Raw genomic sequence first — 23,714 nt, 5'->3', positions numbered from 1 at the left:
TTCACCGCACCGAATGAGCGTAAAGAAATTGCGTAATTTTGTGAAGAGATTTTTGAATGAGAATTCAACAGAAGCATTACAATTAGAATTGAAAAGGGAGAACAATGCTGGCATTTCATGAAGTGGTTGGTCTGGAACTGGCCAAAAAAGCGTTGCTGCTGCTTGCAGTTGACCCCGCGCTTGGCGGTGTAATTTTGCCGGCAAAAGTAGGATCAGGTAAATCGATTTTAGCGCGTGCATTTTCAAAACTTCTGCCAAAAGGCACGCCTTTTATTGAACTTCCGGTGGGCGTTACAGAAGACCGGCTTCTTGGCGGCTTTAACCTAGAAGCCGCTCTAAAAACCGGAAAAAAAATTATTGAAAAAGGACTTTTGGCCAAAGCCAATGAAGGCGTTTTGTATGTCGATGCCTTAAACCTGATGGATAGCGGCACTACCGCTCATGTGATTGATGCACTCTCTCGCGGTGCGGTGGTTATTGAGCGTGAAGGAATGAGTGACAAGCATGAGTCGAAGTTTTCGCTTATTGGAACCTTCAACCCCGATGAAGGCGAGGTGCGGATGGGGCTTTTGGATCGTGTTGGATTAATCGTGCCATTTATGCCCGATTCAACAGGTGAAGCGCGCAAAGCGGTTCTTGACGCCGTGCTCTTGGAAGACGCTCGCGGAGGTGCAGAGGAAGAAGAGTTAGCGGATGAATTGAAAATGCTTTCTGCAGTTATTGATTCAGCAAGAGCCGATTTGGCAGGCGTTCGAATTCGAGATGAGCAAATTCAAGGGTTGGTGCAAACGGCTTTGGCATTGGGAATTGAAGGAAATCGTGCCGATGTTTTTGCAGTAAGAGCCGCGGTGGCTTCGGCAGCCTTGGCTTCACGAATGGAAGTGGATGATGAAGATTTGAAACTCGCGGCAAAATTGGTGCTCATGCCACGCGCAACGGTTATTCCTTCAGAAGAAACCCAAACCCCACCCGAAGAAAAGCAGCGGGAAGAGCAACAACAATCGGAAAACGATTCAAATGAAAATGAATCGAATGAGGATGATATAAATGAAGAAACCCCGCCGTCGCAATCGCCCGAAGAAATTCAAGAACTTTTGATGGATGCTGTAGAAACCGAACTTCCCGAAAACGTGCTTTCATTACCTTTTATTGCGCAACGGCGGGGTAAAACGGGCAGCCGTGGAATTGCACTGAACAACAAGCGAGGCAAGTATGTCCGCTCCGAGCAAGGCGAATTGGGCAATGGGAAATTGGCCTTGGTACCCACGTTGATTGCCGCGATGCCTTTTCAGAAAAGCCGACGAAGTGCCGCAGCAATGAAGAAGAACGTTCGCACGGCAAAGATTCAAGGACGATTGTTTGTGGCAAAAGATGATATCCGAATCAAAAAATTCAGAGACAAAGCCGGAACACTCTTCATTTTTATTGTGGATGCTTCAGGCTCGATGGCGCTAAACCGTATGCGTCAGGCCAAAGGCGCCGTCGCGCATTTGCTTCAAAATGCCTACATCCACCGCGATCAAGTGGCGCTCATCGCCTTTCGCGGGAAAGCGGCGGAAATGCTTCTCCCGCCATCGCAAAGTGTGGAGCGGGCAAAAAGAGAATTAGACACCTTGCCCACAGGCGGTGGAACGCCCCTTGCCTCGGCACTTTACAACGGTTATACCGTGGCAAAGCAAGCACAAGGTCGGGGAATAACTCAAACGACATTGGTTCTTATTACCGATGGGCGTGGGAATGTGGGAATGACTCCTCTCGAACCGCAATCGGAGAGTGAAGCGTTTAAAAAGGAAGCGTTAAAAAAAGAAATACAAAGCGTTTCAGCTCTTATTGCTTCGGAGCGAATCGGGGCGGTGGTCATCGATACCCAAGCCAATTATCTCTCACGCGGTGAAGCAGCAACGCTTGCAAAGTTTTTGAACGGCAAGTATGTCTATCTACCCAATGCCAAAGCCGAGCAAATTGCTAACGTAGCACTAAGCTGATGTGATTTAAATCAAGAAAAAATCAAGTTTAAGAGTTGCTTTTTTCCGTTTACTCTCTATATTCATAACAGTTTATTAACATAAACGATTTGAGAAAAAGCGAAACACTTGTGTGAAAAGAGGAAAATCCTTCTTCTTTTAGTACGTGTCGTTTTACTTTTTCCAAATAAGCACTTTTCCAATTAATGAGTATTAAAACATTTGAGGTGCTATGAGAAGACTATCCGTTAAATTTTGGGGAGAGTATCCTTTAAGAATTTTATTTGGGTTTTCCGCATTTTTAATTTTTCATTCGGTTTTGTGTGTTTCTCAGACGATTGCACAGAATCAAGGACGATTAATGGGGAGAGTGATTGACGAAGGCGGTGTCCCTCTCGCAGGAGCAACCCTTTATATAAACGGTACAGCAACACAAGCGGCTATTACAAACGCGCAAGGATATTATACCTTTCTCAGTTTACCGGAAGGGAGTTATAAAATGCGTGTTTTCAAACGAGGCTTGCCCGCTAAGGAAAACATTGAAGTATCTGTGAATTCGGGAGCAACCACTAGAGCGGATTTTAGATTAGGCGCAAACACAGAAACTCAGGTTGCTGAAGTTAAACAAACGCCATCAGTAAGTGCAAAACCGAAACCCTCAGAAACAAAAGCAAGCGAATCTAAACAAGTAGCGTCAAATTCGCCGACAACGCCAAAACAAGCAGCAGTAGCACCATCGATTCCAAAAGTAGCCCAACCTGAAAAACAGGTACAGAATAAAGAAGATGAAGAACTCGAACGCCTAACCCAAGAAAACTTGGCCGCCGATGATTTAGAAATCGAAGCCACCATTGATGAGCAAGCTGATATTGTGGGCGGTATCAGTGCCATTTATTCAAAAATCAAATATCCCGATATGGCGCGTCAGCAAAGGCTTGAGGGGAAAGTGGTTGCTCGGGTCTTTATTGATAAAACCGGTTCAGTGATCAAAGTTGATTTTCTGAAAGCCTTGAATCCGGTGCTTGACAATGAAGTATTTCGAGTGTTGACAGAAGAAACAAAGTTTACGCCCGCAAAAGCAGGGGGAAAGGATATGCCTGCTACGCTTGTGATTCCATTTAACTTCAAATCAAATTGATGTCAAATGAAGGTCACTTCGTTGGATAAATAGGTTCATCAAGCCGCATTTCGCGGCTTTTTTTATTCTTCACATTCATCAAGCGCTAAACGAAGCGCTTCGGTTGAAATCAAGATTTCTCGAAGTGAAAGTGCAAGTGAAATCAGCATGAAAAGCAGGCTAATGGAGAAAAGGATTTTTGAAATTAAGGCATTTTGAAAAAAAAGCGCAGAAATCGAAAGCGTGCAAAAGAAAATCGAAAGAGAACCAAAGGCTTGCATGTTCTTAATTAATTCAGTGCGTTTTCTTAGGTTAATAATTTGAAGTCTTAACGCATCATTGGGCTTATCGTGATACGCGGCTTTCAGATTGCGAATCAATGCGGCTAAGGCGAGAAATCGGTTGGTGTATGCAAGCATTAAGAGCGAAAGTGCCGGGAACAGCAAGGCGGGAGTGGCATAAGTAAAGGGTTGCGCGTTGATAAGTGACTCCATAGAAAAATTGTATTGAAATGATTTAATGGCAAAAATGTTGGATGAAATCGAATCGGTAAAATGCCGTATTTTGTTCGATTAAGGTTGTAAAACTGTTTTGCAGTTAAAAGTGAATCACGCTCAGTGAATGATTAAAGCATATTTGCGGATTTTTCTTCATCATGTTCTTCGCCCATATTTCTTTGCCTTTCAAGTGTTTGCGAAAAGGTTAAACTTTAAGGATAAGGAATTTTACGCCCTTTTCCCCGCGCGATGGCAAGCCAAAACGGCAGAAGACTTTATTTCAAAATTTAATACTTCAATTCGACCCAAATTTTTTTTCAACCCGCTTAACTGCAAAGATTTTTTTCTGCAATTGCTTTCAAAAGTTCATCCTCCACACATACCACAAATGCAAGCAAATGCAATATTGAACGATAAATTCACGCTTTATGGGGAATCGCGGCCTTTTCATGACGGGATTGATTGGCAAAAAGACTATCTCAATGATAAATCTCTTTACGAAACGCCCCCGAAACCGCAAGACCTTCCTTATTCGATCAGAATCAAAATTCCAAAAAACGGAAGTGACGTGCGCGTGGTTTGGGAGCTTTCGCGGCTCTCATTTTCTTTTACTTTAGGCAAAGGCTTTTGGCTCACCGGTCGAAAAGAGTTTGTTGAAAAATTCTTCAACCTTGTTCAAGATTGGGAGAATAAAAATCCTCTTGGAAGGGGGGCAAACTGGATGAACGCAATGGAAGCGGCAATTCGCTCGGTTTCGCTCATTTCAGGGTATTACTTTTTTATGGATGCAACCGAGCGTCACAAAGTCGAAACCGAATTTGAGGAGCCAATCATTACTGCAAGCGATTTCCTGCGCCTTCTGAAATTGATTTACAATCACGGACGATTTATTGAAAATCACCTTGAATTCACCCGCAATAGCGGTAATCACTTAATTGCAAATGCGGTGGGTCTCCTATTTATCGGCTGCTTTTTTCGAGATACGGCAAAGGGAAAGCAATGGATTGAAATTGGGCGAAGCATTTTGGAGGAAGAAATTCTTCGTCAACACGGCGAAGACGGGGTCAATTTTGAAATGAGTTTGGCCTATCATCTCTTTGTTACCGAAATGCTTTTGGCCGCATCTCGCTTAGCCGAAATTAATCAAGTTACTTTTTCACAAGCATTCAAAACAAGGCTTGAATCGATGTGCGTTTTCCTTTCATCCGTTACGAGAAGCGACGGAAGCATTGCTGCTATTGGCGATAGCGACGATGGAGCACTGCTTCCATTCAATCCCGAAAAGCTACCCACCGATTCGCGAGAAGTATTGAGTATTGCTTCATTGCTTTTTTCACGAGTAGATTTATTAAAGAAAGCAGGAGGATTTACTGAAAGCGCCCTCTGGCTTTTTGGTGTTGAAGGCTGGGAGAAACTGCGCAGCATCGAAAGGAGCAAGGGTGATGTTCAAAATGAGTTTCACCCGCAACGCTTTATGCAAAGCGGCTTTGCAGTACTTTGTAATGAAAACTTTCACATGACATTGGATGCCGGACAAATGGGAAAAAACGGGTGGGGAGGTCACGGCCACAACGATACTCTAAGCGTTGAGCTTTTTTATTCACCATCCGGAAAAACGGAACAACCTAAAATTGCTTATCCCATTTTGGTTGATCGAGGGACTTATTGTTATACATCCAACCCTGAGATGCGCAATGCATTTCGAAGCGGAAAAGCACACAACAGCGTGATGATTGATGAAAGGGAAATAGCATCCTTTCAAGGTCTATTTAAGATTACTGAAGACAACACGCGCCCACGGATAATCGCTTGGGAAACGAAGGATAATTTTCAAAAGGTCATAGCAGAGCATCAAGCGTATTTTCCGCTCATTCATCGAAGGTCAATTGAGCTGACAAAAGAAGCCTGTCTCATTACAGATAATATTTATAGCGAAAAAACAGACGATGAACATACCGCTGAAGCGTTTTATCACTTTCATCCAATGCTTACGGTTGAAAAAATTGCGCCGACGGTGTACAGGCTCTCGCATCGCGAGAGCAACAGTTCAATGATTTTTCAGACGGAAAATTTTCAAGGCGAAATTATTCAGGAAGAGTATTCTTATTCACCAAGATATGGCAAAATAGAAAAGGCTTCAATGCTTCGGCTGAAAAGGATTTTCAAGGGAAGTCTTGATTTTCGTGTGAGGTTCGAATTGGCATAAGCCAAAAAAATGAAAGCACTCTTTAATCAATATTTATTGATGTGGCGTTGGCTGCGTCTTTGTCACGGGCGTCATGTCTTTGCCGCGGTGGGCTTGCTATTGCTTTCGGAAACGGCTTATTCTCAAACGCCAACCGTAGAAGATGCCGCACGCGCAATGAAATCTGCACAAAGAAAAAGAGACATTTCTGGAGCACTTGATACCAATGCCGCAATTATTCCTCTTGACACCTTAAAACGAACGGATTCAGTGGCAACAGAAAAATTGCTTGTGCAAGATTCAACCACAACCGGAAAAGATGATCTTGATACCGTGGTGGTTTATAGCGCAAAAGATTCAATCGTTTACGATCTCCGCGAAAAGCGCGTTAGGTTAAATGGCGCAGCCAAAGTGACCTATCAAGAATTCAAACTTGAAGCCCCAACGGTTTCCATATTCACGCCCGAAAATTTGCTCAATGCCGATGCCTCCTTGGATTCAATGGGCTATGTCATTCTTCCTGCGAAATTCAGTGACGCAAGCGGAAATTATGAAGCAGAAAAGCTCGCCTATAATTTCAAAAGCAGGAAAGGGAAAATTCGTGAAGTTTATACCAATATTGAACAGGCCTATTACCGCGGCGATCAAATCAAACGGCAAGAGACGGGTGAGCTTTTTATCAATGGCGGGTATTACACCACTTGCAATGAAGACCACTGGCATTATTGGTTTTATTGCAGCCAAATGAAATTGGTTCCAAATGAACGCGTCTTTGCTCGCCCTGTTGTGCTTTATATTGAAGGCGTTCCCGTATTTGTATTGCCTTATGCGTTCTTCCCAACCCAACGAAGTTCAGGACGTGCCTCAGGGATTATTATGCCAAACTATGGCTTTGATAACACCCGAGGCTTTACACTTGCACGCGGTGGTTACTATTGGGCAATCAGCGACTTCACCGACCTGAAATTTGAAGGCGATTTCGGAACGCGAGGGAGCTGGCGCTTGGGGTCGCAATTTCGGTATGCCCTGAATGGTGAATTTCGCGGGAGAATCTCCGGAGAATTTCAACGCCTCTTCTTTAACGAATCCGGCGACCCCGATTACCGAATCAATGAATCGTGGAATATGATTGTTGAACACAGCCAAGAACTCACACCCTACACAAGAATCACGGCTAACCTAAACTTTTCAAGCTTAAGCACCGTGGGGATTACGTCGATAAACCCAAGCAATATTTTTAACCTTCAAGCAACTTCCACCGCTCGGCTCGATCAGATTATCGGAGATAACGAAGGCTCGCTTTCACTTGGATTTATCCGAAATCAATCGCTCGAAACTTCGGATGTCAGTAACAATATCAATTTCACATTTGCCAAAACTCGATTCTTTCCTTTCAGAAGTAAAAAGTCTGATGGAACATCGCTCTTTGATCAATTTGGCATTGATCCAAGGCTTAGCATTGATGCGTTTTTACGAGATACCGATACCACCTCTTCGCGCGATTTGAATTCCCAAGGCGGTTTTAGTTTTAATCTTCAATTTCGACCCGGCGGAACAGGCTTTTTGGTCAACCTTTCCCAATCAATCAATTTGAATACGGCCTATCGCTTTACCACTGCCGAACTCGACCGCTCCGGAGTGCAACTGACTGCGCCGATTTCCGCGGGTATCACAGTGCCCGCCTTAAATTTGAATTTATCTTCAAGTTTGAATTTCAATTACTCCGTTGCTGATCGAACCATTGAGCGTTTTGTTGATACCGCCGGAAGCGTTGTCACGCTTGTTCGACGTTCACCCGAATCCATAACCACCTACGGGATTAACCTTTCAGCGCAAACAAGATTGTATGGGATTCTTTTCACCGGCGCTCTTGGAAATTTGATTGGGCTTAAAGCGTTGCGCCACACATTGATTCCAAACCTCTCTTACAATTACAATCCTGATTTCACCTCTGAAAAAAATTCCTACTTCGCCTCGTATGTCGATCAAAATGGAAATACTGTCCGTTACAACCGCTTTGAAGGCGCTTTCTTTGGAGGCGTTCCGGGCGAAAGCCAATCCCTAAGCCTTAGCTTGAGCAATGTTTTTGATGCAAAAATCAAAACACTTGACACCACCAAAGCCATTGACGACCCTGCTCGAACCGAAAAAAATATTCAGTTTCTTTTAGCCAATATCTCGGGCGGGTACAATTTTGCTGCCTCTGAATTTAATGTGCAACCGATTTCAATTTCAGCCTCAAGCAACACCCTTGCCCCACTCTTTACACTCAACGGCAGTGCGCAATTCGATTACTATGGCACCGACTCCGCCGGAACCCGAATCAATCAATCCTATCAAAGTTTAGGCGGAGGGTTGCTTCGCTTCATCAGTGCTGATCTTGGTTTTTCAATGAGTTTAAGAGGAGAGCGTGGCGGGGGTGAAACAGTGCAAAATCAAGATTCTTTACGCCAAAGTGAAATCAATGCACAAGCCAACGTTCAACAACGGCTAATTGAACAAACAAACTTTGGGCGCAACTTTGGTCAAAATGTGGATTTCGAGATTCCGTGGGATTTATCACTCAATGGATCCGTAAGGGCAAGCCAACCCAATCCATTTATACCGATTGAACTGCAAGCGCAAATCAATATCTCAGGAGCCGTTTCGATTACAAAAAATTGGAAGCTGAGTATGAATACCGGCTATAATTTCACCAACGCACAATTTATTGTTCCGAATGTGCGTATCTCGCGCGATTTCCACTGCTGGTCAATGAGCTTTCAATGGGTTCCAATCGGGCAGTTTAAATCATACTTCTTCCAACTCAATCTTAAAGCCCCCGAACTGCAAGATATACGAATTGAAAAAGCCAGTCGGCCTGCCGGAGGTAGCGCCGCAATATTTTAAGTGTTAGCGAGGAAAGGGCAGAGATCGCGTGAAATCGGCATTGAAGCGAATTCCTACGGTTCGTTGATTTGAAGAAATTGTAAATGGCGTGCCGAGCGAGTCACCATCAAACCGGGGGTTCGCGACCGCTAATAACCGCCACGCCGAGCTTTCAAATAAGTTCGGGGAAACCAATTGCGCAACCACCGCATAAGGGTAAGAGCCCGAACGGAGTTTTCGCTCAAATGAAAAAGATGTCTTTCCTTGTGTTTGCGAAAGAAGAATCAGCGTATCAGAAATAGTGGTGAGATTGAGAAAATTATTTCTTGCCGGCGCTTCCCGATAAACAACGAGCACCACTTCAAGCAATGAATCCGTAGATTCAGGCCAATTCTCGAAGGTAATGGTCCCCGCATAAAAGCCGCTATCGCTTGCCACTGGAGCGCGGCCTGCAGGTTCAAGACCGGAGTCGCAAGATGAAAAACTCATAAAGATGGAAGCAAGCATCGATGCGAGCAAACCACAATGTTTTATAGTATAAGAGGAAATCAGCGTTCTCATTTAAGACCCAGAGCGGATTTTTAAAATGCTTTGAACATGTGCCAAGTGGTGATTGCTATGCCACGCATAGATGCCGGTATTTTCATCCAAAGTAACTAATCGATTCTTTTCAGGATGAAAAAACCCTTTTTGAAAATCCGAAGGGCGCATTGAATGCAGAAGCATCACCCATCGTTGATGAATGCCTTCCAACATAACGAGTGAAGGTTCTACCGGCATTGTTAAGGAATCGGGTAATTCCGCCCAACGGTCTTCATAATATGGTTTGATGGTTGGGTTTTCTTCCGTCAGTGCCAATTTAATTCGAATAAAATTGTTCATGTGGCTATCTGCACAATGATGTACCACCTGCCGAACAGTCCACCCTGAGGGACGATAAGGCGTATCCATCATTGATTCCGGTAAGGCTTCAACGGCCAAACGTAATCGTTTCGGAAAGCTGGATAAATCCGTGATATATTGTTGAAGATGTTCAGGGGTAATAACCATCGGCTTTTCAAAAAGGCCAATAGGATATTTTAAAAGATCACTCATTTCGATTTGCGGTTTCTGATTGAGAACTGGTTTTTAAAACGGAAAAGATCACAGAAAGAAGCAATACCCCCGCTACTACAGCCAACGAAACGGTTGATGGAATTTTCAGAGATTCATCAATTCCTGCTAAAATCATTTTCGTTCCTATAAATGTAAGAATAATTGAAAGTCCAGTTTTAAGGTAAACAAATTTATCAATGACATCCGATAAGAGGAAATAAAGGGAACGAAGGCCCATAATGGCGAAGATATTCGAAGTGAAAACGATGAAGGCATCATTGCTTACAGCAAGCACAGCAGGGATTGAATCAACCGCAAAAATAAGATCGGTGATTTCAACCACGACAAGCACTAAAAAAAGCGGTGTGGCAACCTTTTTACCGTTTTCAATCGTAAAAAATTTTTGCCCATCAAAATTTTTGCTTATGGAAAAATATCGCTTAACGATTTGAACCGCCACGCCTTCGCTCATTTCCTCTGTTTCTTCAGATTCGTCTTTTTGGAAAAAGAGTTTAATGCCAGTATAAACCAAGAAACCTCCAAAAATGTAAGTCACCCAATGAAATTGCTGAATGAGAGCCACGCCCGCAAAAATGAAAATCGCCCGCATTATAACAGCTCCTAATACGCCCCAAAAAAGCACACGATGCTGGTATTTATCTTCAACCTTGAAATGACGGAAAACAAGGACAAACACAAACAGGTTATCAATCGAAAGCGACTCCTCGATAAGGTAAGCCGTGATGTACTCCGTTGCTTTGTTAAAATCATATAAATACCAAACTACACCGCCGAAACCCAGAGCCAGCGAAACCCAAACGACTGTCCAACTGAGGGCTTCTTTTGTGGAAACTCGGTGTGCCTCTTTATTGAGAACCCCAAGATCTAAGGCCAACATAACGGTTATCAAAAGGAAAAACCCAGCCCACATCCAAAATTCGATCATATAAATGCTTCTAGTTAATGCAAAACGGGTACAATATAGAACAGTCTAAGTTGAATTCTTATAGCAAAAGCCAAACCCGCTGGTTTGGCTTTTGCGTCAAAAAGGAAAAATAAATTAAGCCGTTTCTCGGGTGGCTTGATGAAACGAAATCACTGCGCCGCGAACCACCGCCGCAAGCTTGATGGCATCGAAAATCATCTCTTCGGTGCCCCCTGCCTCACGCACCGAGCGCTCATGCGAATTCACACAGACTTCACATCCATTAACCGCGCTTACGGCAAGCGAAATTAATTCGAAAATCATCTTCGGCAATGTTGGCCGCGCCATAATGGTCATCTTAATTCCCGCCGGCAAAGTTTCATATTTTTTATTCTCCGAGAAATGGCGAAAGCGGTAGAAAACATTGTTTGTCGCCAGCAACGAAGCAATTGCGTGCACTTCAGCAATTTCAGCCTCTGTTGCCCCTTCCGTCTTGGAAAGTGCAGTGAATACGCCTGTCAGCGCATCGGAGCGTTCATTGACTGCAACACTCAATGCAATAAGCGCCGCATTTTTCTTCCCGCCTAAATTTGGCAGTTCAAGCATTGATTTCAAATTGACGCGTAAATCGCGGATGTATTTGTAATCTCCTTTAACAAAAGCGTCAAGCCCGACAAATTTTCCTTCAATTGGCAAACCGAGATCGGTTAAAAAATCTTTCCGTGTGTCTTCCATAATTTTATTGTGCAAAAAAATTCATAAAAAAAGGGCGGTTGTGCCGCCCTTGAAAATTAAAATATTGAAAGGTTAGGCTTCAACAAGTGTTCCGCCTTCAACTTTCAAGGTCTTTTCACCGTCTTTCCAGTTGCAAGGGCAAAGCTCTTCGGTTTGAAGCGCTTGAAGCACGCGAACGGTCTCTTCAACATTACGGCCAACGGAGAGATCGTTCACGCTCACCCAGCGAATAACGCCTTGCGGGTCAACGATGAAAGTTGCACGGAGCGCCACTTGATCGTCGCCGGTTAAAATGCCCAAAGCAGAAGAAAGCTTCTTTGCATGATCAGCAAGCATTGGGAATTTTAAGTCATGAAGATCTTTGTGGTCTCGGCGCCAAGCGAGGTGAACAAAGGCGGTATCAGTGCTTGCGCCATAAAGCACGGCATCGTTATCGCGGAATTCGCCAAACTTGGAATTGAAACCGGCGATTTCGGTTGGGCAAACAAAAGTGAAATCTTTTGGCCAAAAGAAAATGACCATCCATTTTCCATCTTTCTTGTGCTCTTGCGAAGAAACTTGTTTGAATTCTTTTCCTTTTTCGGTAGAAACAACCGCTTCGAGTTGAAACTCGGGGAATTTATCACCAATAGTAAGCATCGATTATATGTGTTTAATAATTGAAGTAAAATGAAGTAAAAAAATTGCACTGCTAAATACACCTAGAAGCGAAACCTACAAGCAGGGAAAGCATAGAATTTTCCAATTGGAAATAGCCGAAAACTATGTTGAAGGAATCTTATAACTATGGGAAGAACCGAAAATTAGGGTTGTTTCGTTTCCTTTTTCCTTTTGTCCCAAAAAGCAATCTCGAGATAAGAACTTAAAAGCAGTTCGCGAAGAGAAGCATGACGCGGATCTTTGAAAAATGACTTTAGTAATTCAGAAATTAATATGTGAAAAACGGCCAAGGCGCCCCAAAAAATAAAACCAAGGAATAGGGTTGTTATACGCTTTGGAGAGGTTCGTAAATCCGGAATTTGAGGAGGATCAAGAACCACAATCGTTGGGGTATCTCGGAAACCTTGAAGTCGCTCTCGATAATAAAGTTGTTTTAACAATGCATAAACCTCTTCTTGAATTTTTACTTCACGAAAATAGGTGGCATACTCGCGGTTGAGTGCGGGTAAATTCTCAAAACCTATCGCATAGTTATCGCCTTTTCCCAAAGAAACACGGTTGTATTGAGATTCAAGTTCGCGAAGTCGATTTTTTACTTCAGTAACCAATGGGTCGGTCTCTAAACGGTCTCGAAGGAGCAAATCAAGTTCAATTTGGGTAGAAATTACCTTTGCCTTGATTTCGCTGGCAGCCTGCATTTGAACCCGCATTTGATCCGAAATGGCTACAGCTTTATTTCTGCGTTGAAATTCCTCCAATCGTTTATAAGCCGTATCAAGCTCGGCTTTTGCCATTTGCAATTGATCGGAAAAATAGGCCGCATTATAAAGCGAGCGCTGATTGACAAGTTTTCGATTGGTCTCGTCAAGTGCGCGAAGAAATGCCGTGGCAAGCCTTGCCGACATCATTTTTGCCGAATCTTCGTCTGCCTCTGAAAATGAAAAATAAGGCGTCTCCCAAGAGCCGTCAATCGTGATAAACCGTTGTTTGTTTGAAAAGAATTTTACCCGTTGAGAAAGCGCTCTTAAGGTCTCTTCTCGATTCCTTCCCTCCAACAGCACTTCAAGCGATTGCCCGTTCAGAGAAACCCGGCCCAAAACAGATTCCGCGATCGTTCTGCTTTTAAGAACTTCCACAAGCTCCTCTGCAAGATTGGGTACAGCCCCGCCAAGGTTAAACCCTGTTGCACCTGTAATGGCTTGAAGCAACACCGATTGACTTTTTGGGTCTTCCGGCGGCATCAAAACCGCACGTGACGTGTAAGTTTTTGGCATAAAAAGGAGAATTGTTAGCGTTACAAGACTCCCATAAATCAAGTACTTGAAAATGAGTTTTCGCCGTGTTAAAAGCGATTCAATGAAAAGGCGCAGCGTTAGAGGTTGGGCTGTTTCTTTAAGGTCATGTTTCATATCATTCACGTAGAATCAAGTCAAGTTGAAAGGGAGGTATTGATTTCTGAATTTTCAGGAATTGGGAGTTCCAAAAAAAATTCCTCGGCAATGGAATCGGCAAGTGCAAGCCCTTCTGAAGAAAGAACAAAATGTGTCTCATTCTCTTTCATGAAACCCGCTGAAATAAATCTCGAGAGGGTTTGAAGAATTTCAAGTTGAATCTGTTCCCCAAGCCCCATTAAAATTGGTGAATTAAAAATCGCTTTTTCAATCCCCTTTGATTGCCGAAGCCCCAGCAATATTTTTTCATTAAAAATATCTACCGGCAGTAGGGTTTCAGATAAATCGATTGAATCGGACGGCGATTTAAGGTAACTCAAAAGAGAAGCCTGATTCGATGCTCGGATCTCAGCGCGTCCATTCGAGGTATCCATTGTGAAATAACTATGTGCCGATGGGCCAAAACCTAAATAAGGAATGCGCTCCCAATATGCGCGGTTATGCTTTGAATAAAACCCCGCAAGCCCATAATTCGAAACCTCATAATGATGGTAACCCTCGGTACTGAGCGTGGAAATCGTTTGTAAAAACATTTCCCGTTGGACCTCCTCTTTTGGTGCTTTGCGTAAGCGCCGCGAAATCAATTTGGCAAGAAGTGTTTTTGGTTCAACCGTAAGCGAATACGCAGAAATGTGTTTTGGGTGATAGGAGAGTATAGTTTGTAATTCATGATTCCAATGGTCTAAAGTTTCATTCTCAGTCCCAAAAATGAGGTCAATACTCACATTGGGAATTTCTTCAAGAGTTCCCTCAAGCGAAAGGAATGCTTGCTTAGCGGAGTGTTCGCGTGAAAGGAGTTTTAATTTAGGTTCTTCAAACGATTGAATACCTAAACTAATCCGATTGATACCGAGCCCTTTTAATGATCTAACATATGTTTTGGTATAATCTTCCGGATTCATTTCAAGCGTAATTTCCGCAACTTTACTTGTTTCAAATGCTTGATTCAACGCTTGCAAAATTTTAGACAATTGAGTTGGGCTAAGAAGCGAGGGAGTTCCACCGCCAAAGTAAATCGTTTGTATAGGCAATCCTTGGAGAAGATGTTTTTTTGAGTCTATTTCGAGTGTTAATGCAGAGATAAAGTCATCAACCAATGTTTGATTGGTGGTAAAGTAGAAGTCACAATAGTGGCAGCGTCTTCTGCAAAAAGGAATATGTAGATAAAGACCGGCCATTGATAAGATGTTTAACGAATTTGCGATAAATTAACCCTTTGCAGCCGATGGAAAAAAGTTATATTCGATGACCCAAAGCACAGATTAGCTCATCATCGATAGTTCAAGTTGAACAAGAACCTTTGTTATTGAACATTAAAAATGAAATTGCATTAACAAAAAATCGAAGTAAAAATTATGTCGGATGTAACAAACAGCGGCGGCAAAGTAGTGCCCCAAAAAGCAGGTCTTGAAGATATCGTCGCAGCGACCTCGGATATTTGCCTGATTGATGGAATAGAAGGACGGCTTGTTTACCGTGGATATGATATCAATGACATTGTTAAGGGCGGTGCTTCTTTTGAAGAAGTGGTTTATTTATTGTGGTTCGGAAAATTCCCCAATCGTACGCAGTTGGATGAATTTCGCCGAAAACTTGCTCAGAACAGACGCCTACCCCGTGAAGTTGTCGCGCATCTTTATACGATTCCAACATATGCCCCACCAATGGAAGCACTTCGCACAGCGGTTTCGGAACTCGCGCTCTATGATAATGATGATACCCCAATGGGCAATGATAAAATTCAGCGGTCATGCAAATTGCTTTCACAAATTGCGACCATCGTCGCCTTTGATGACCGCATCAGAAACGAACGCGATTTAATCCAACCCGATCCGGATCTTTCTTTTGCCGCCAATTTTCTCTATACCCTTACCGGAAAAGTACCCGAAGACGAAGTGGTTCGTAACCTTGATATTTGCCTTATCCTACACGCTGATCATGAATTGAATGCATCTACCTTTACTGCTCGTGTCATTGCCGCCACCCTCTCAGATATGTATTCCGCCGTTACCGGTGCAATCGGTGCCTTAAAAGGACCACTCCACGGTGGCGCAAATGAACAGGTCATGAAGATGCTTTTGGAAATTGGCGATCCAAGCCGTGTTGATGGTTATATCCAAAAGGCGTTTGCAGAAAAGAAAAAAATTATGGGATTCGGACATCGGGTTTACAAAACAGAAGACCCTCGAGCAACCCACCTCCGTAAGATGTCCGAAAGAATGGGAGAAAGAACCGGAATCAAAAAGTATTACGAAATATCCCGTCGAATTGAGCAATTGGTTTTGGCTGATAAAAAACTTTATCCAAATGTTGATTTCTTCTCTGCTTCAACCTATTTCTTAATGGGAATTTCGCTTGATCTGTTTACACCAATTTTCGCTATTAGCCGCACCTCAGGCTGGATTGCTCATATTCTTGAACAATATGAAAACAATCGCTTGATTAGACCAACAGCCGAATATACCGGGCCAACACACGAACAATATGTCCCGCTTGAGGAACGTGAATAAGCAAAGTGTTCGATAAAAAAATAAGGCTCCTCGAGAGCCTTATTTTTTTAATAAATCGTTCAAATCAAATTCCAACTTCCATTTGAATTCGGAAAGTTGAAAGATTTTGAACTTGATTCTGGGTTTCACTTCGTCGCCTAATCAAAGTAAATTCTGATTGCACCTTAATAGAATGCCCGGCAATATACCGTGAAAGGCAGATAGAATATTCTGATTGAATTGGAGAATAAAGGCGAGTGTCTTGATTGGGTGTAACAAATGAATAACGAACAGAACCCTCCCAAAAGTCAAGAAAGAAATAGCCTGATTGGAGGTGTGCGCCGTATCCTGCAAAAACAAACGCGGAAGGTGTAAACAAAGCCGAAGGGCTTCGTTGCCTCAAAAACAATGCCCCATCAAAAGAAAACCCTTGCCATTTAAAGAGGAAATCGGAAATCAAGGTATGAATGTCGCTTGGGGAATTGATTAAAAAACCAACCTGTCCACCGCTTCGAACGGCTTGATGATTAAAGGAGTAAACAAAAGCAATTGAAATTTTAGGAGCATTTTCGCGAAGTAAATCACCTTCAAAATAGTCTCCACCACTTGCAAACAGCCCTAGTGGAAGAAATTCAAGTCTTGCCGTATAGCTGAATCCCCTTGAATCGATGGGTTGATTTCGTCCTTCCCCGCCGCTAAAACAGAAGATTTCTCTTATGTAAAAGGATTCGGAAAGCAATGTTTGATGGCGAAACCAAATCCCGAAATCCCGATCAATATCAAAGATGGAATGTGCAATCGAACGGTCAGTAAATTGAAGTCTCCCAGACGAAATGATTCTTTGCCTGTGAGCTGGAAGCTTCCCTTGTCCAAAAGTCAGTTGAATCCCGTTCTCAAAGAGATATGAAAAATTTGCATCTCGAATGACGGTACGATTTGATCCGTGCGTTGTCGTGAATTGTGATCCAAAATCAGCGTCTGCAAGATGAAATTGAAAGGCATAGGTGAATTGTGGTGATAACAAAAAACCGTCGAGCCGGAATCGAAATCTCCGAAATAGCCCATCGATTTGTAATTCGTCATCATCATAGAGAAAATTACCTCGCAATTGAGTTCTAAATCGGAAGGAGGTGCTAAGCGTACTATCTGAGTTGATGTAGGTGATACCCTTACCGAAATCTTTTATAATGGGCGTAATTTCTGCTTTATCCGGATTTTGAGCATGCAATACCTCAACAAATGTTCCAAATTGAAGGAAAACAAAACAAAAAATAAGGAAACGATTCATTCAATGAATAGGTCGGTCAAATAAACGGAAGAGTATGAGAATTCAGAAGTGGGCAAAATAATTTCCTGTTTCCCATAAAATCCAATATGTTTAAAACCGTTATGGCCGATTTTGACTGTAAAATACGATAAAAAGAAGAGTTAATTCTGAAAAATACTATGCAAGATGCTGCCATATTTTTTTTACAGATTAATGAAGCTACCTAAATTTAAGTGTCTTATAGGAATAATATTTAAAGAAGAGAAATCTCAGAGAAATCTCTATTAAAGAACTTCACTTAAGGCATTAGTGGCTTTTCCTTCTTCAACAAAATCAATTTTTGAGATTGAAAATTGGATAAGAAAAGCGAACTCTGCTTAAAGAAGATGGGCTAAAAACGCGAAAAGTGATGAACTTGTAGTTTCGCAGTGACTCATTGCTTTATATTGAATTTAAAGCAACATTTCTTGTAAAATACATTTGTTTTTTCACTTTCTTGCCGTTAAGGCTTGCTTCAGCAGGGATATTTGTTGTAATTAAACCCGGCTGTTTGTTGTATGTTTCCAACCGTCGATCCGATTCCGCTTCCCGCCCCGATTTGGTTATTCAAACTTCTACATATTGTAACACTCAGCCTGCATTTTGTTGCAATGCAAATGCTGGTTGGTGGCTTAGCCCTAGTTGCCGCTCTTTCCTTTTTGGGAAATCGAGCCGGCACAAGAAATTTATTGCAATTGCAGGGGGCAGCAGCCATTGCCAAAAGGCTTCCGGTGGTTACTACCTATGTAATAAACTTAGGCGTGCCTCCGCTGCTTTTTACGCAGGTTCTCTATGGACAAGCGATTTATACCAGCAGTGTGCTTATCGGAGCCTATTGGATTTCAGTCATTGCTTTACTAACCCTTGCTTATTGGCTCTTTTATAAGATTGCCGAAAAAACTGAGTCACATCAGCCGGCGTGGGTTATGACCCTTGTGGCGTTTTCAATTGTTTTAATTATTGGCAGAATTTACTCAACAAACATGACGCTCATGCTTCGTCCGGAAGTGTGGCAAGCGATGTATTCGAATTCTGCGTTTGGAACAGCTCTTCCTGAAGGAGACCCGTCGCTGACCCCGAGATGGTTATTAATGATGAGCGGCGGAATCGCTTTTGGTGGGCTTTGGATGATTTGGATTTCAGGAACCAATAAATCACTTTCTTCTGAACTAAGGCTATTTCTTGAGAAAATCGGGGGTAGTGTTGGCGCTGTTGCGGTAGCTGTGCATTTGGCTTGCGGGATTTGGGCGTATGTCGTTCAATCTGAAGCGGTTCGTGTTGGTCTTGGAGCAAGTCTATTATATCAAGTTTATGCTGGGCTTTGGTTAGTACTTACTGTAGCTCTCCTTGCGATTGCGCTGCTAAGTTCAGTGAAGCCGGCTTCCAATATTCTTGTTGCTTGGGCGGTTCCGTTGGTGACGCTGCTCTCTACAGTTGGTTTGGTGTCTTACCGCGATGGCGTTCGCGATGTCACGCTGCTCCAAAAGGGATTTGATGTTTGGGATCGCGTGGTCGTTACCAACTGGTCTGTCGTTGCCATTTTCCTCGTTCTTTTTGTAGCAGGTCTGGGTGTTGTCGGTTGGCTCGCAACCGTGATGCTCCAAGCAAAAAGCAAAAAAAATTCAACAGGAATGGGTGTTCAAAATGAAGTTTCCGCAACAGTAACAGAAGGAGTTTAAAATGAGCGAAACAAATCAACAAAATAGTCTTAAGGCAAAAGCGACCGAAGTTTCACCTGAGATGATTTCGCTTGATGAAAGTGAATTAATATCTCGAAGGGCTTTTGCAAAGCTTGTTTTTACCGGTATGGGAATCTGTTATGCCGGTGCTTTGGGATACCCAGTTTACCGATATTTGGCCACACCGATTGAAAAGGCTAAACACGAAACTGCCGTCACAGAAGTCACTTTGGGAGAAGCAGCAAAAATTGAACAAGGTTCTGCTTTAATGTTCAAATTCGGAACTAAACCCGCTATGATTATACACCACACCGACGGAACTTGGTCTGCCACCGAAGCGGTTTGTACCCATTTGGGATGTACTGTTCAATATCAATCTGATAAAGAACAGCTTTTTTGTGCCTGCCACAACGGCACCTATGATGCCAAGACGGGCAAAAATACTGGTGGGCCACCGCCTAAACCCTTAAAGTCTCTCGCCGTTTCAAATGAAAACGGGGTTATCACTGTAAAAAAAGTATAATTCAATTGCCATAACGCAAAACAAGTCGTTTTATGAAAACCTTATTTTCTTCAGTTTATGGGTGGGTGGATGAGCGTTTGGGTCTTGCCGATATTCTCGCATTTGCAAGCAAAAAAACTGTGCCCGAGCATAAACACTCTTTCTGGTATTATTGGGGTGGAATATCACTCTTCTTCTTTATCGTTCAAAGCCTTACCGGGGTATTGTTATTGGTGTATTATCGACCGGGCCCGGAAGCGTACGAATCAGTTCGTCAAATTACTTATGAAATCGAATTTGGGTGGCTGATTCGTTCGGCCCATTCGTGGTCGGCAAATCTGATGGTGGCGGCGGTTTTCATTCATATGTTCTCCGTTTATTTTATGAAAGCATATCGTTACCCCCGAGAATTCGGCTGGTGGACAGGGATGGCACTTTTGATTATCACGCTGCTCTTTGGCTTCAGCGGTTATCTTTTGCCGATGGATGATCTCGCCTACTTTGCGACGAAAGTCGGAATGGAAATCCCGAACGCCCTTCCTTTATTTGGAGAGCCAATGGCGAATTTATTTCGAGGCGGCTTAGAAGTGAGTGAGCAAACCGTTCAACGCTTCTTTGCTCTGCACGTTGTGCTTATGCCAATGATCTTTTTACCAATTTTAGTTTTCCACCTCTACCTTGTGCAAAAACACGGCAATGCCACAATTCCCTCAGAAATGGAAAAACCTGATTATATGAGGCGCTCAATTCCATTTTTCCCGAATTTTTTAATGAAAGACCTTGCAATGTGGCTCATTGCACTGAATGTTTTAGCATTGCTTGCCTCCGTTTTCCCTTGGGATTTGGGTGAACCCGCCGATGCGCTAAAACCCGCACCGATGGGAATTCATCCTGAATGGTACTTCATGAGCTCATTTCAAACGTTGAAAATTTTTGGAAATTGGTTTCCGGGCGCACTCGGAGAAGGCCTTGGAATCGTCATCTTTACTCTTGGGTTGGTGCTTTGGGTGCTCATTCCTCTCTACGATGGAAAGCACGAAAAAAGTGTTCAAGCACGTAATGCAACCTACTTTGGAATATTTGCACTTTCAGTTCTGCTGATGACCACCATTTGGGGATACCTTGTTTTATAGCGTATTGAAACCAAACAAGTTCTTTGAATTTGATAGTCAAAAATTGAGGCTTTATCAGAACTAAGCCATACAACATTTAAGAACATTTACTTAGAAATTGAACGACTGATTATTCGCTTTTAGAATTTACATCTGGTAAAAATCAAAACCATTCGAAAAGCTTCAATCAAAGCAATTCGATTGAAGAAGCGAAAAAAGGGGCTTTGGGTTGTTTCATAGACACCCGATTCTGCCCGAATCATTCGATAAGACGAAGAAACGGCTAATTTTATCTCAAGAATTTATAAACAAAAGGAAGTACTATGAATTACCCATTTTGGGATGTTCCAATTATCGGTAGCGGATGGGTTATTGGAATTATCGCGATCTATCACACACTTATTTCTCAATTTGCCGTCGGCGGCGGCCTTTACTTGGTTTTAGTTGAGCGCAAAGCGCTAAAGGAAGGTCGTGCGGATTGGCTGCCGAAATTGCGCCAACATGCCCGCTTTTTCCTTATTCTGACCGGCGTCTTTGGCGCTGTGTCTGGAGTGGGAATTTGGTTTGCAATTGGACTTGCCAACCCGGAGTCAACCTCCACCCTTATTCATAACTTTGTATTTGGATGGGCGATTGAGTGGGTTTTCTTTATTGTTGAACTCACTGCCGCCGCCGTTTATTACTATAGCTGGGGGAAAATCGATAACGAACTCCACCTCAAAGTAGGATGGGTTTATGCTGGCGCGTCATTTCTCACACTAGTGATTATTAATGGGATTTTATCCTTTATGCTGACTCCCGGCGACGCGTGGATGCTTGCAGCCGGAACAGGATATGAAGCAAGCCGCTTTTGGCATGCATTCTTTAACCCGACCTATTTCCCAAGTCTCTTGATGAGAATATTGGTGTGTGTCTCGCTCGCCGGCGTCTGGGCACTCTATTCACATAGCCGTTTAGATGGGCATGATGAAAAGAAAGTGAAATCTGAACTGATTGTATGGAGTTCGAAATGGCTTATTCCAACATTTGTTCTCATGCCTTTTGCATTGATTTGGTATCTCTGGAGTGTTCCAGAAGTGCAACGCGGTCTTTTGGAATTGGGAATTTCAACTGCCGGTTCAGGCGCATTTACACAAGTAACACGAATCTCTCTGGTAATGATTATGACCACCGCCACAATTACCGGAATCGTTTATTTTTTCTCGCGATTTTCGCCGCATAGCTTTTCTTATGGTCACGGTATTGCTGTTTTAGTTTTGGCACTGATTGCAACCGCAAGTGCTGAATATTCTCGTGAAATGCTTAGAAAACCTTATAGTATTGCCGGTCACATGTATTCAAATGGAATTCGCAAAAGTGAGGTTTCAACGATTAATCGAGAAGGCTATTTGCCAAAAACAAAATGGATTCGAACGGTTGTTGATAAGAGAGACTCCGTCTCACAAATTTTGAGCGATGGGGAGGCAATGTACCGAGGCCAATGCCAAAGTTGTCATACCTCCGAAGGTTACCGTTCAATGACAAAATTCTTAAAGGGCCGCGAACATAGCTCCATCAAAATGTTGCTTACCACTTTGCATGAGTATCAAGAAGATTCTCCTTACCGAAAATATATGCCACAGCTTGCCGGTAAAGTGCAAGAAATCGAGGCCTTAGCCGACTATCTTGATTACAAAGTCAATAAAGAACAGAGCAAAATTGCGATGATGCTTCGTGCGCGTGAAAAACGCGAAGAGGTGGCTTCTGGAAATCAATAAAGATTTATTTTTAATAAAGAAGGCCCTGAAAGGGGCTTTTTTTATTTCACATCGGCAAGTCTATTTTCAATGGCTTTTTTCACTAATCAATAATACTATGAAAGCCCTAATTACTTCCGGAGGTAGAGGCACACGCCTTCGCCCAATAACACATACGCAAAACAAACACTTAATTCCAATTGCCAATAAACCAATGTTGCATTATGCCATTGATTCAATGGTCGAAGCGGGTGTAAAGGAAATTGGAATCGTGACCAATGCGGAAAACAAAGCGGTTGAAGTTGCAATTGGAACGGGAAAACAGTGGGGGGTTAAAATAACCTATATCCCTCAAGAGGCGCCGCTTGGCTTAGCTCATGTAGTGAAAATCTCAGAAGACTTTATTAAAGGTGACCCATTTATCTTTTACCTTGGCGATAATATGCTTGTGGGTGGTGTAAAGCGATTTATCGAAGAATTCAAAGAGAAAAAATCGAATTGTCACTTGACCCTTTCAAAAGTAAAAGACCCCGAGCGTTTCGGTGTCCCTGAATTAAAAAATGGGCGCATTGTTTCAATTGAAGAAAAACCCAAAAAACCAAAATCCGATTATGCCGTTGCCGGAATCTACCTCTATGATTCAAGTATCTTTGATGCCGTTAAAGCCATAAAGCCAAGCGAAAGAGGGGAACTTGAAATTTCTGACGCGCATCAGTACTTGCTTTCTAAAAAGAAAATAGTCACCTACTCAGAAATCACGGGTTGGTGGAAAGATACCGGCAAACCTTACGACCTGCTCGAGGCCAATCGTTTGGTTCTGGAAAACCATACTGCAGTTTGTGAGGGAAAAGTGGATGAAGAAACTCAGATTAGTGGAAAAGTATCAATCGGTAAAGGAAGTGTGGTGAAAAACTCAGTACTTCGAGGGCCAATTATCATCGGCGAAAATTGCCATATTCAAGATTCATACATTGGACCGTTTACATCCATTTTTGATAAATGCATTGTTAAGAAGTCGGAGGTTGAATTCAGCATCATTTTGAAAGATTGCCGTATTGAAGATGTTGGAATTCGAATTGAAGAAAGTTTGCTCGGGAATGACGTTGAAATTGTCAGTGCAAGAAAAAAACCACGTACAAATCGTTTTATGTTAGGAGATCAATCACGTGTTGAGGTGGTCTAAGAAATAACACGTGTGTAATGCAATTTGAAAAATGTATGTTCAAACAAAAAAAAATGGAATTCTTGCTTGCTATAAAGGATTCGGAAGTTTGAGAAATGAGAAAATGATGGGGAAATGGGCTAAAGGCTTGTAAATGCAAGCGAAGGCGGGCGGTGGTGGTGAAAGCCGAGGTTTGAGAAAAACTTCCGGTTTGTTCCGTGTGGCGGTGAT

19 protein-coding genes are annotated in these 23,714 nt (G+C 42.8%); 10 read left to right on the top strand and 9 right to left on the bottom strand.

What is annotated here, in order from left to right:
- Positions 1–104 precede the first annotated feature (104 nt).
- Together bchD and SFU91_13715 are read left to right on the top strand one after the other, a co-directional pair.
- A complete protein-coding gene (gene bchD, locus SFU91_13720) occupies positions 105–1,985 on the top strand; it encodes a magnesium chelatase ATPase subunit D (GenBank protein MDX2130087.1) in 1,881 nt (626 codons plus the stop codon).
- 211 nt (positions 1,986–2,196) lie between these two features.
- Positions 2,197–3,102, top strand: a complete 906-nt coding sequence (locus SFU91_13715) for a TonB family protein (protein MDX2130086.1) — start codon at positions 2,197–2,199, stop codon at positions 3,100–3,102.
- Between the two features lie 62 nt (positions 3,103–3,164).
- Here SFU91_13715 and SFU91_13710 read toward each other — a convergent pair whose 3' ends face one another.
- Complete coding sequence (locus tag SFU91_13710) at positions 3,165–3,575, bottom strand: DUF2721 domain-containing protein (GenBank protein MDX2130085.1); 411 nt, start codon at positions 3,573–3,575, stop codon at positions 3,165–3,167.
- A gap of 127 nt (positions 3,576–3,702) precedes the next feature.
- Between SFU91_13710 and SFU91_13705 the strand changes: the two genes are divergently transcribed.
- Together SFU91_13705 and SFU91_13700 are read left to right on the top strand one after the other, a co-directional pair.
- Complete coding sequence (locus SFU91_13705) at positions 3,703–5,784, top strand: alginate lyase family protein (GenBank protein MDX2130084.1); 2,082 nt, start codon at positions 3,703–3,705, stop codon at positions 5,782–5,784.
- Between the two features lie 9 nt (positions 5,785–5,793).
- On the top strand, positions 5,794–8,652 hold the full coding sequence (locus SFU91_13700; GenBank protein ID MDX2130083.1) for a putative LPS assembly protein LptD: 2,859 nt from the start codon (positions 5,794–5,796) through the stop codon (positions 8,650–8,652).
- Between the two features lie 3 nt (positions 8,653–8,655).
- Here SFU91_13700 and SFU91_13695 read toward each other — a convergent pair whose 3' ends face one another.
- From SFU91_13695 to hemW, 7 genes are all read right to left on the bottom strand, one after another.
- On the bottom strand, positions 8,656–9,192 hold the full coding sequence (locus tag SFU91_13695; protein MDX2130082.1) for a hypothetical protein: 537 nt from the start codon (positions 9,190–9,192) through the stop codon (positions 8,656–8,658).
- Entirely contained in the window at positions 9,193–9,726 is a 534-nt protein-coding gene (locus SFU91_13690) for a putative metal-dependent hydrolase (protein MDX2130081.1), read from the bottom strand.
- Complete coding sequence (locus SFU91_13685) at positions 9,719–10,672, bottom strand: TerC family protein (GenBank protein ID MDX2130080.1); 954 nt, start codon at positions 10,670–10,672, stop codon at positions 9,719–9,721. The genes SFU91_13690 and SFU91_13685 overlap by 8 nt, the downstream gene beginning before the upstream one ends.
- A gap of 114 nt (positions 10,673–10,786) precedes the next feature.
- A complete protein-coding gene (locus tag SFU91_13680) occupies positions 10,787–11,386 on the bottom strand; it encodes a carboxymuconolactone decarboxylase family protein (protein MDX2130079.1) in 600 nt (199 codons plus the stop codon).
- 72 nt (positions 11,387–11,458) lie between these two features.
- On the bottom strand, positions 11,459–12,025 hold the full coding sequence (locus SFU91_13675) for a peroxiredoxin (GenBank protein ID MDX2130078.1): 567 nt from the start codon (positions 12,023–12,025) through the stop codon (positions 11,459–11,461).
- Positions 12,026–12,189: 164 nt separating this feature from the next.
- Entirely contained in the window at positions 12,190–13,455 is a 1,266-nt protein-coding gene (locus SFU91_13670) for a Wzz/FepE/Etk N-terminal domain-containing protein (GenBank protein MDX2130077.1), read from the bottom strand.
- Positions 13,456–13,475: 20 nt separating this feature from the next.
- Entirely contained in the window at positions 13,476–14,675 is a 1,200-nt protein-coding gene (gene hemW / locus SFU91_13665; GenBank protein ID MDX2130076.1) for a radical SAM family heme chaperone HemW, read from the bottom strand.
- Positions 14,676–14,852: 177 nt separating this feature from the next.
- Here hemW and SFU91_13660 point away from each other — a divergent pair, with 177 nt between their 5' ends.
- A complete protein-coding gene (locus SFU91_13660; GenBank protein MDX2130075.1) occupies positions 14,853–16,007 on the top strand; it encodes a citrate synthase in 1,155 nt (384 codons plus the stop codon).
- A gap of 64 nt (positions 16,008–16,071) precedes the next feature.
- Here the strand turns inward: SFU91_13660 and SFU91_13655 are convergent, their stop codons facing one another.
- Positions 16,072–17,274 carry a porin gene (locus SFU91_13655; GenBank protein ID MDX2130074.1) on the bottom strand — a complete coding sequence of 401 codons (1,203 nt, stop codon included), beginning with the start codon at positions 17,272–17,274 and terminating at the stop codon, positions 16,072–16,074.
- A gap of 536 nt (positions 17,275–17,810) precedes the next feature.
- Between SFU91_13655 and SFU91_13650 the strand changes: the two genes are divergently transcribed.
- The 5 genes from SFU91_13650 (at position 17,811) to SFU91_13630 (ending at position 23,504) form a co-directional block, all read left to right on the top strand.
- A complete protein-coding gene (locus SFU91_13650; protein ID MDX2130073.1) occupies positions 17,811–18,971 on the top strand; it encodes a hypothetical protein in 1,161 nt (386 codons plus the stop codon).
- 1 nt (position 18,972) lies between these two features.
- Positions 18,973–19,494, top strand: coding sequence for a Rieske (2Fe-2S) protein (locus SFU91_13645; protein MDX2130072.1), 522 nt, complete (start codon positions 18,973–18,975; stop codon positions 19,492–19,494).
- 32 nt (positions 19,495–19,526) lie between these two features.
- Positions 19,527–20,606, top strand: a complete 1,080-nt coding sequence (locus SFU91_13640; protein ID MDX2130071.1) for a cytochrome b N-terminal domain-containing protein — start codon at positions 19,527–19,529, stop codon at positions 20,604–20,606.
- 302 nt (positions 20,607–20,908) lie between these two features.
- Complete coding sequence (locus SFU91_13635) at positions 20,909–22,342, top strand: cytochrome ubiquinol oxidase subunit I (GenBank protein MDX2130070.1); 1,434 nt, start codon at positions 20,909–20,911, stop codon at positions 22,340–22,342.
- Positions 22,343–22,439: 97 nt separating this feature from the next.
- Positions 22,440–23,504, top strand: a complete 1,065-nt coding sequence (locus tag SFU91_13630) for a glucose-1-phosphate thymidylyltransferase (protein MDX2130069.1) — start codon at positions 22,440–22,442, stop codon at positions 23,502–23,504.
- Positions 23,505–23,714 lie beyond the last annotated feature (210 nt).

Source organism: Chloroherpetonaceae bacterium (assembly GCA_033763895.1).
Classification (GTDB): Bacteria; Bacteroidota; Chlorobiia; order Chlorobiales; family Thermochlorobacteraceae; genus JANRJQ01.
This window is presented reverse-complemented; position numbering and strand designations above follow the sequence as displayed.

Coding starts and splice junctions, on each gene's coding strand:
- bchD (MDX2130087.1), top strand. CDS start 105: ATGCTGGCATTTCATGAAGTGGTTGGTCTGGAACTGGCCAAAAAAGCG.
- SFU91_13715 (MDX2130086.1), top strand. CDS start 2,197: ATGAGAAGACTATCCGTTAAATTTTGGGGAGAGTATCCTTTAAGAATT.
- SFU91_13710 (MDX2130085.1), bottom strand. CDS start 3,575: ATGGAGTCACTTATCAACGCGCAACCCTTTACTTATGCCACTCCCGCC.
- SFU91_13705 (MDX2130084.1), top strand. CDS start 3,703: ATGATTAAAGCATATTTGCGGATTTTTCTTCATCATGTTCTTCGCCCA.
- SFU91_13700 (MDX2130083.1), top strand. CDS start 5,794: ATGAAAGCACTCTTTAATCAATATTTATTGATGTGGCGTTGGCTGCGT.
- SFU91_13695 (MDX2130082.1), bottom strand. CDS start 9,192: ATGAGAACGCTGATTTCCTCTTATACTATAAAACATTGTGGTTTGCTC.
- SFU91_13690 (MDX2130081.1), bottom strand. CDS start 9,726: ATGAGTGATCTTTTAAAATATCCTATTGGCCTTTTTGAAAAGCCGATG.
- SFU91_13685 (MDX2130080.1), bottom strand. CDS start 10,672: ATGATCGAATTTTGGATGTGGGCTGGGTTTTTCCTTTTGATAACCGTT.
- SFU91_13680 (MDX2130079.1), bottom strand. CDS start 11,386: ATGGAAGACACACGGAAAGATTTTTTAACCGATCTCGGTTTGCCAATT.
- SFU91_13675 (MDX2130078.1), bottom strand. CDS start 12,025: ATGCTTACTATTGGTGATAAATTCCCCGAGTTTCAACTCGAAGCGGTT.
- SFU91_13670 (MDX2130077.1), bottom strand. CDS start 13,455: ATGAAACATGACCTTAAAGAAACAGCCCAACCTCTAACGCTGCGCCTT.
- hemW (MDX2130076.1), bottom strand. CDS start 14,675: ATGGCCGGTCTTTATCTACATATTCCTTTTTGCAGAAGACGCTGCCAC.
- SFU91_13660 (MDX2130075.1), top strand. CDS start 14,853: ATGTCGGATGTAACAAACAGCGGCGGCAAAGTAGTGCCCCAAAAAGCA.
- SFU91_13655 (MDX2130074.1), bottom strand. CDS start 17,274: ATGAATCGTTTCCTTATTTTTTGTTTTGTTTTCCTTCAATTTGGAACA.
- SFU91_13650 (MDX2130073.1), top strand. CDS start 17,811: ATGTTTCCAACCGTCGATCCGATTCCGCTTCCCGCCCCGATTTGGTTA.
- SFU91_13645 (MDX2130072.1), top strand. CDS start 18,973: ATGAGCGAAACAAATCAACAAAATAGTCTTAAGGCAAAAGCGACCGAA.
- SFU91_13640 (MDX2130071.1), top strand. CDS start 19,527: ATGAAAACCTTATTTTCTTCAGTTTATGGGTGGGTGGATGAGCGTTTG.
- SFU91_13635 (MDX2130070.1), top strand. CDS start 20,909: ATGAATTACCCATTTTGGGATGTTCCAATTATCGGTAGCGGATGGGTT.
- SFU91_13630 (MDX2130069.1), top strand. CDS start 22,440: ATGAAAGCCCTAATTACTTCCGGAGGTAGAGGCACACGCCTTCGCCCA.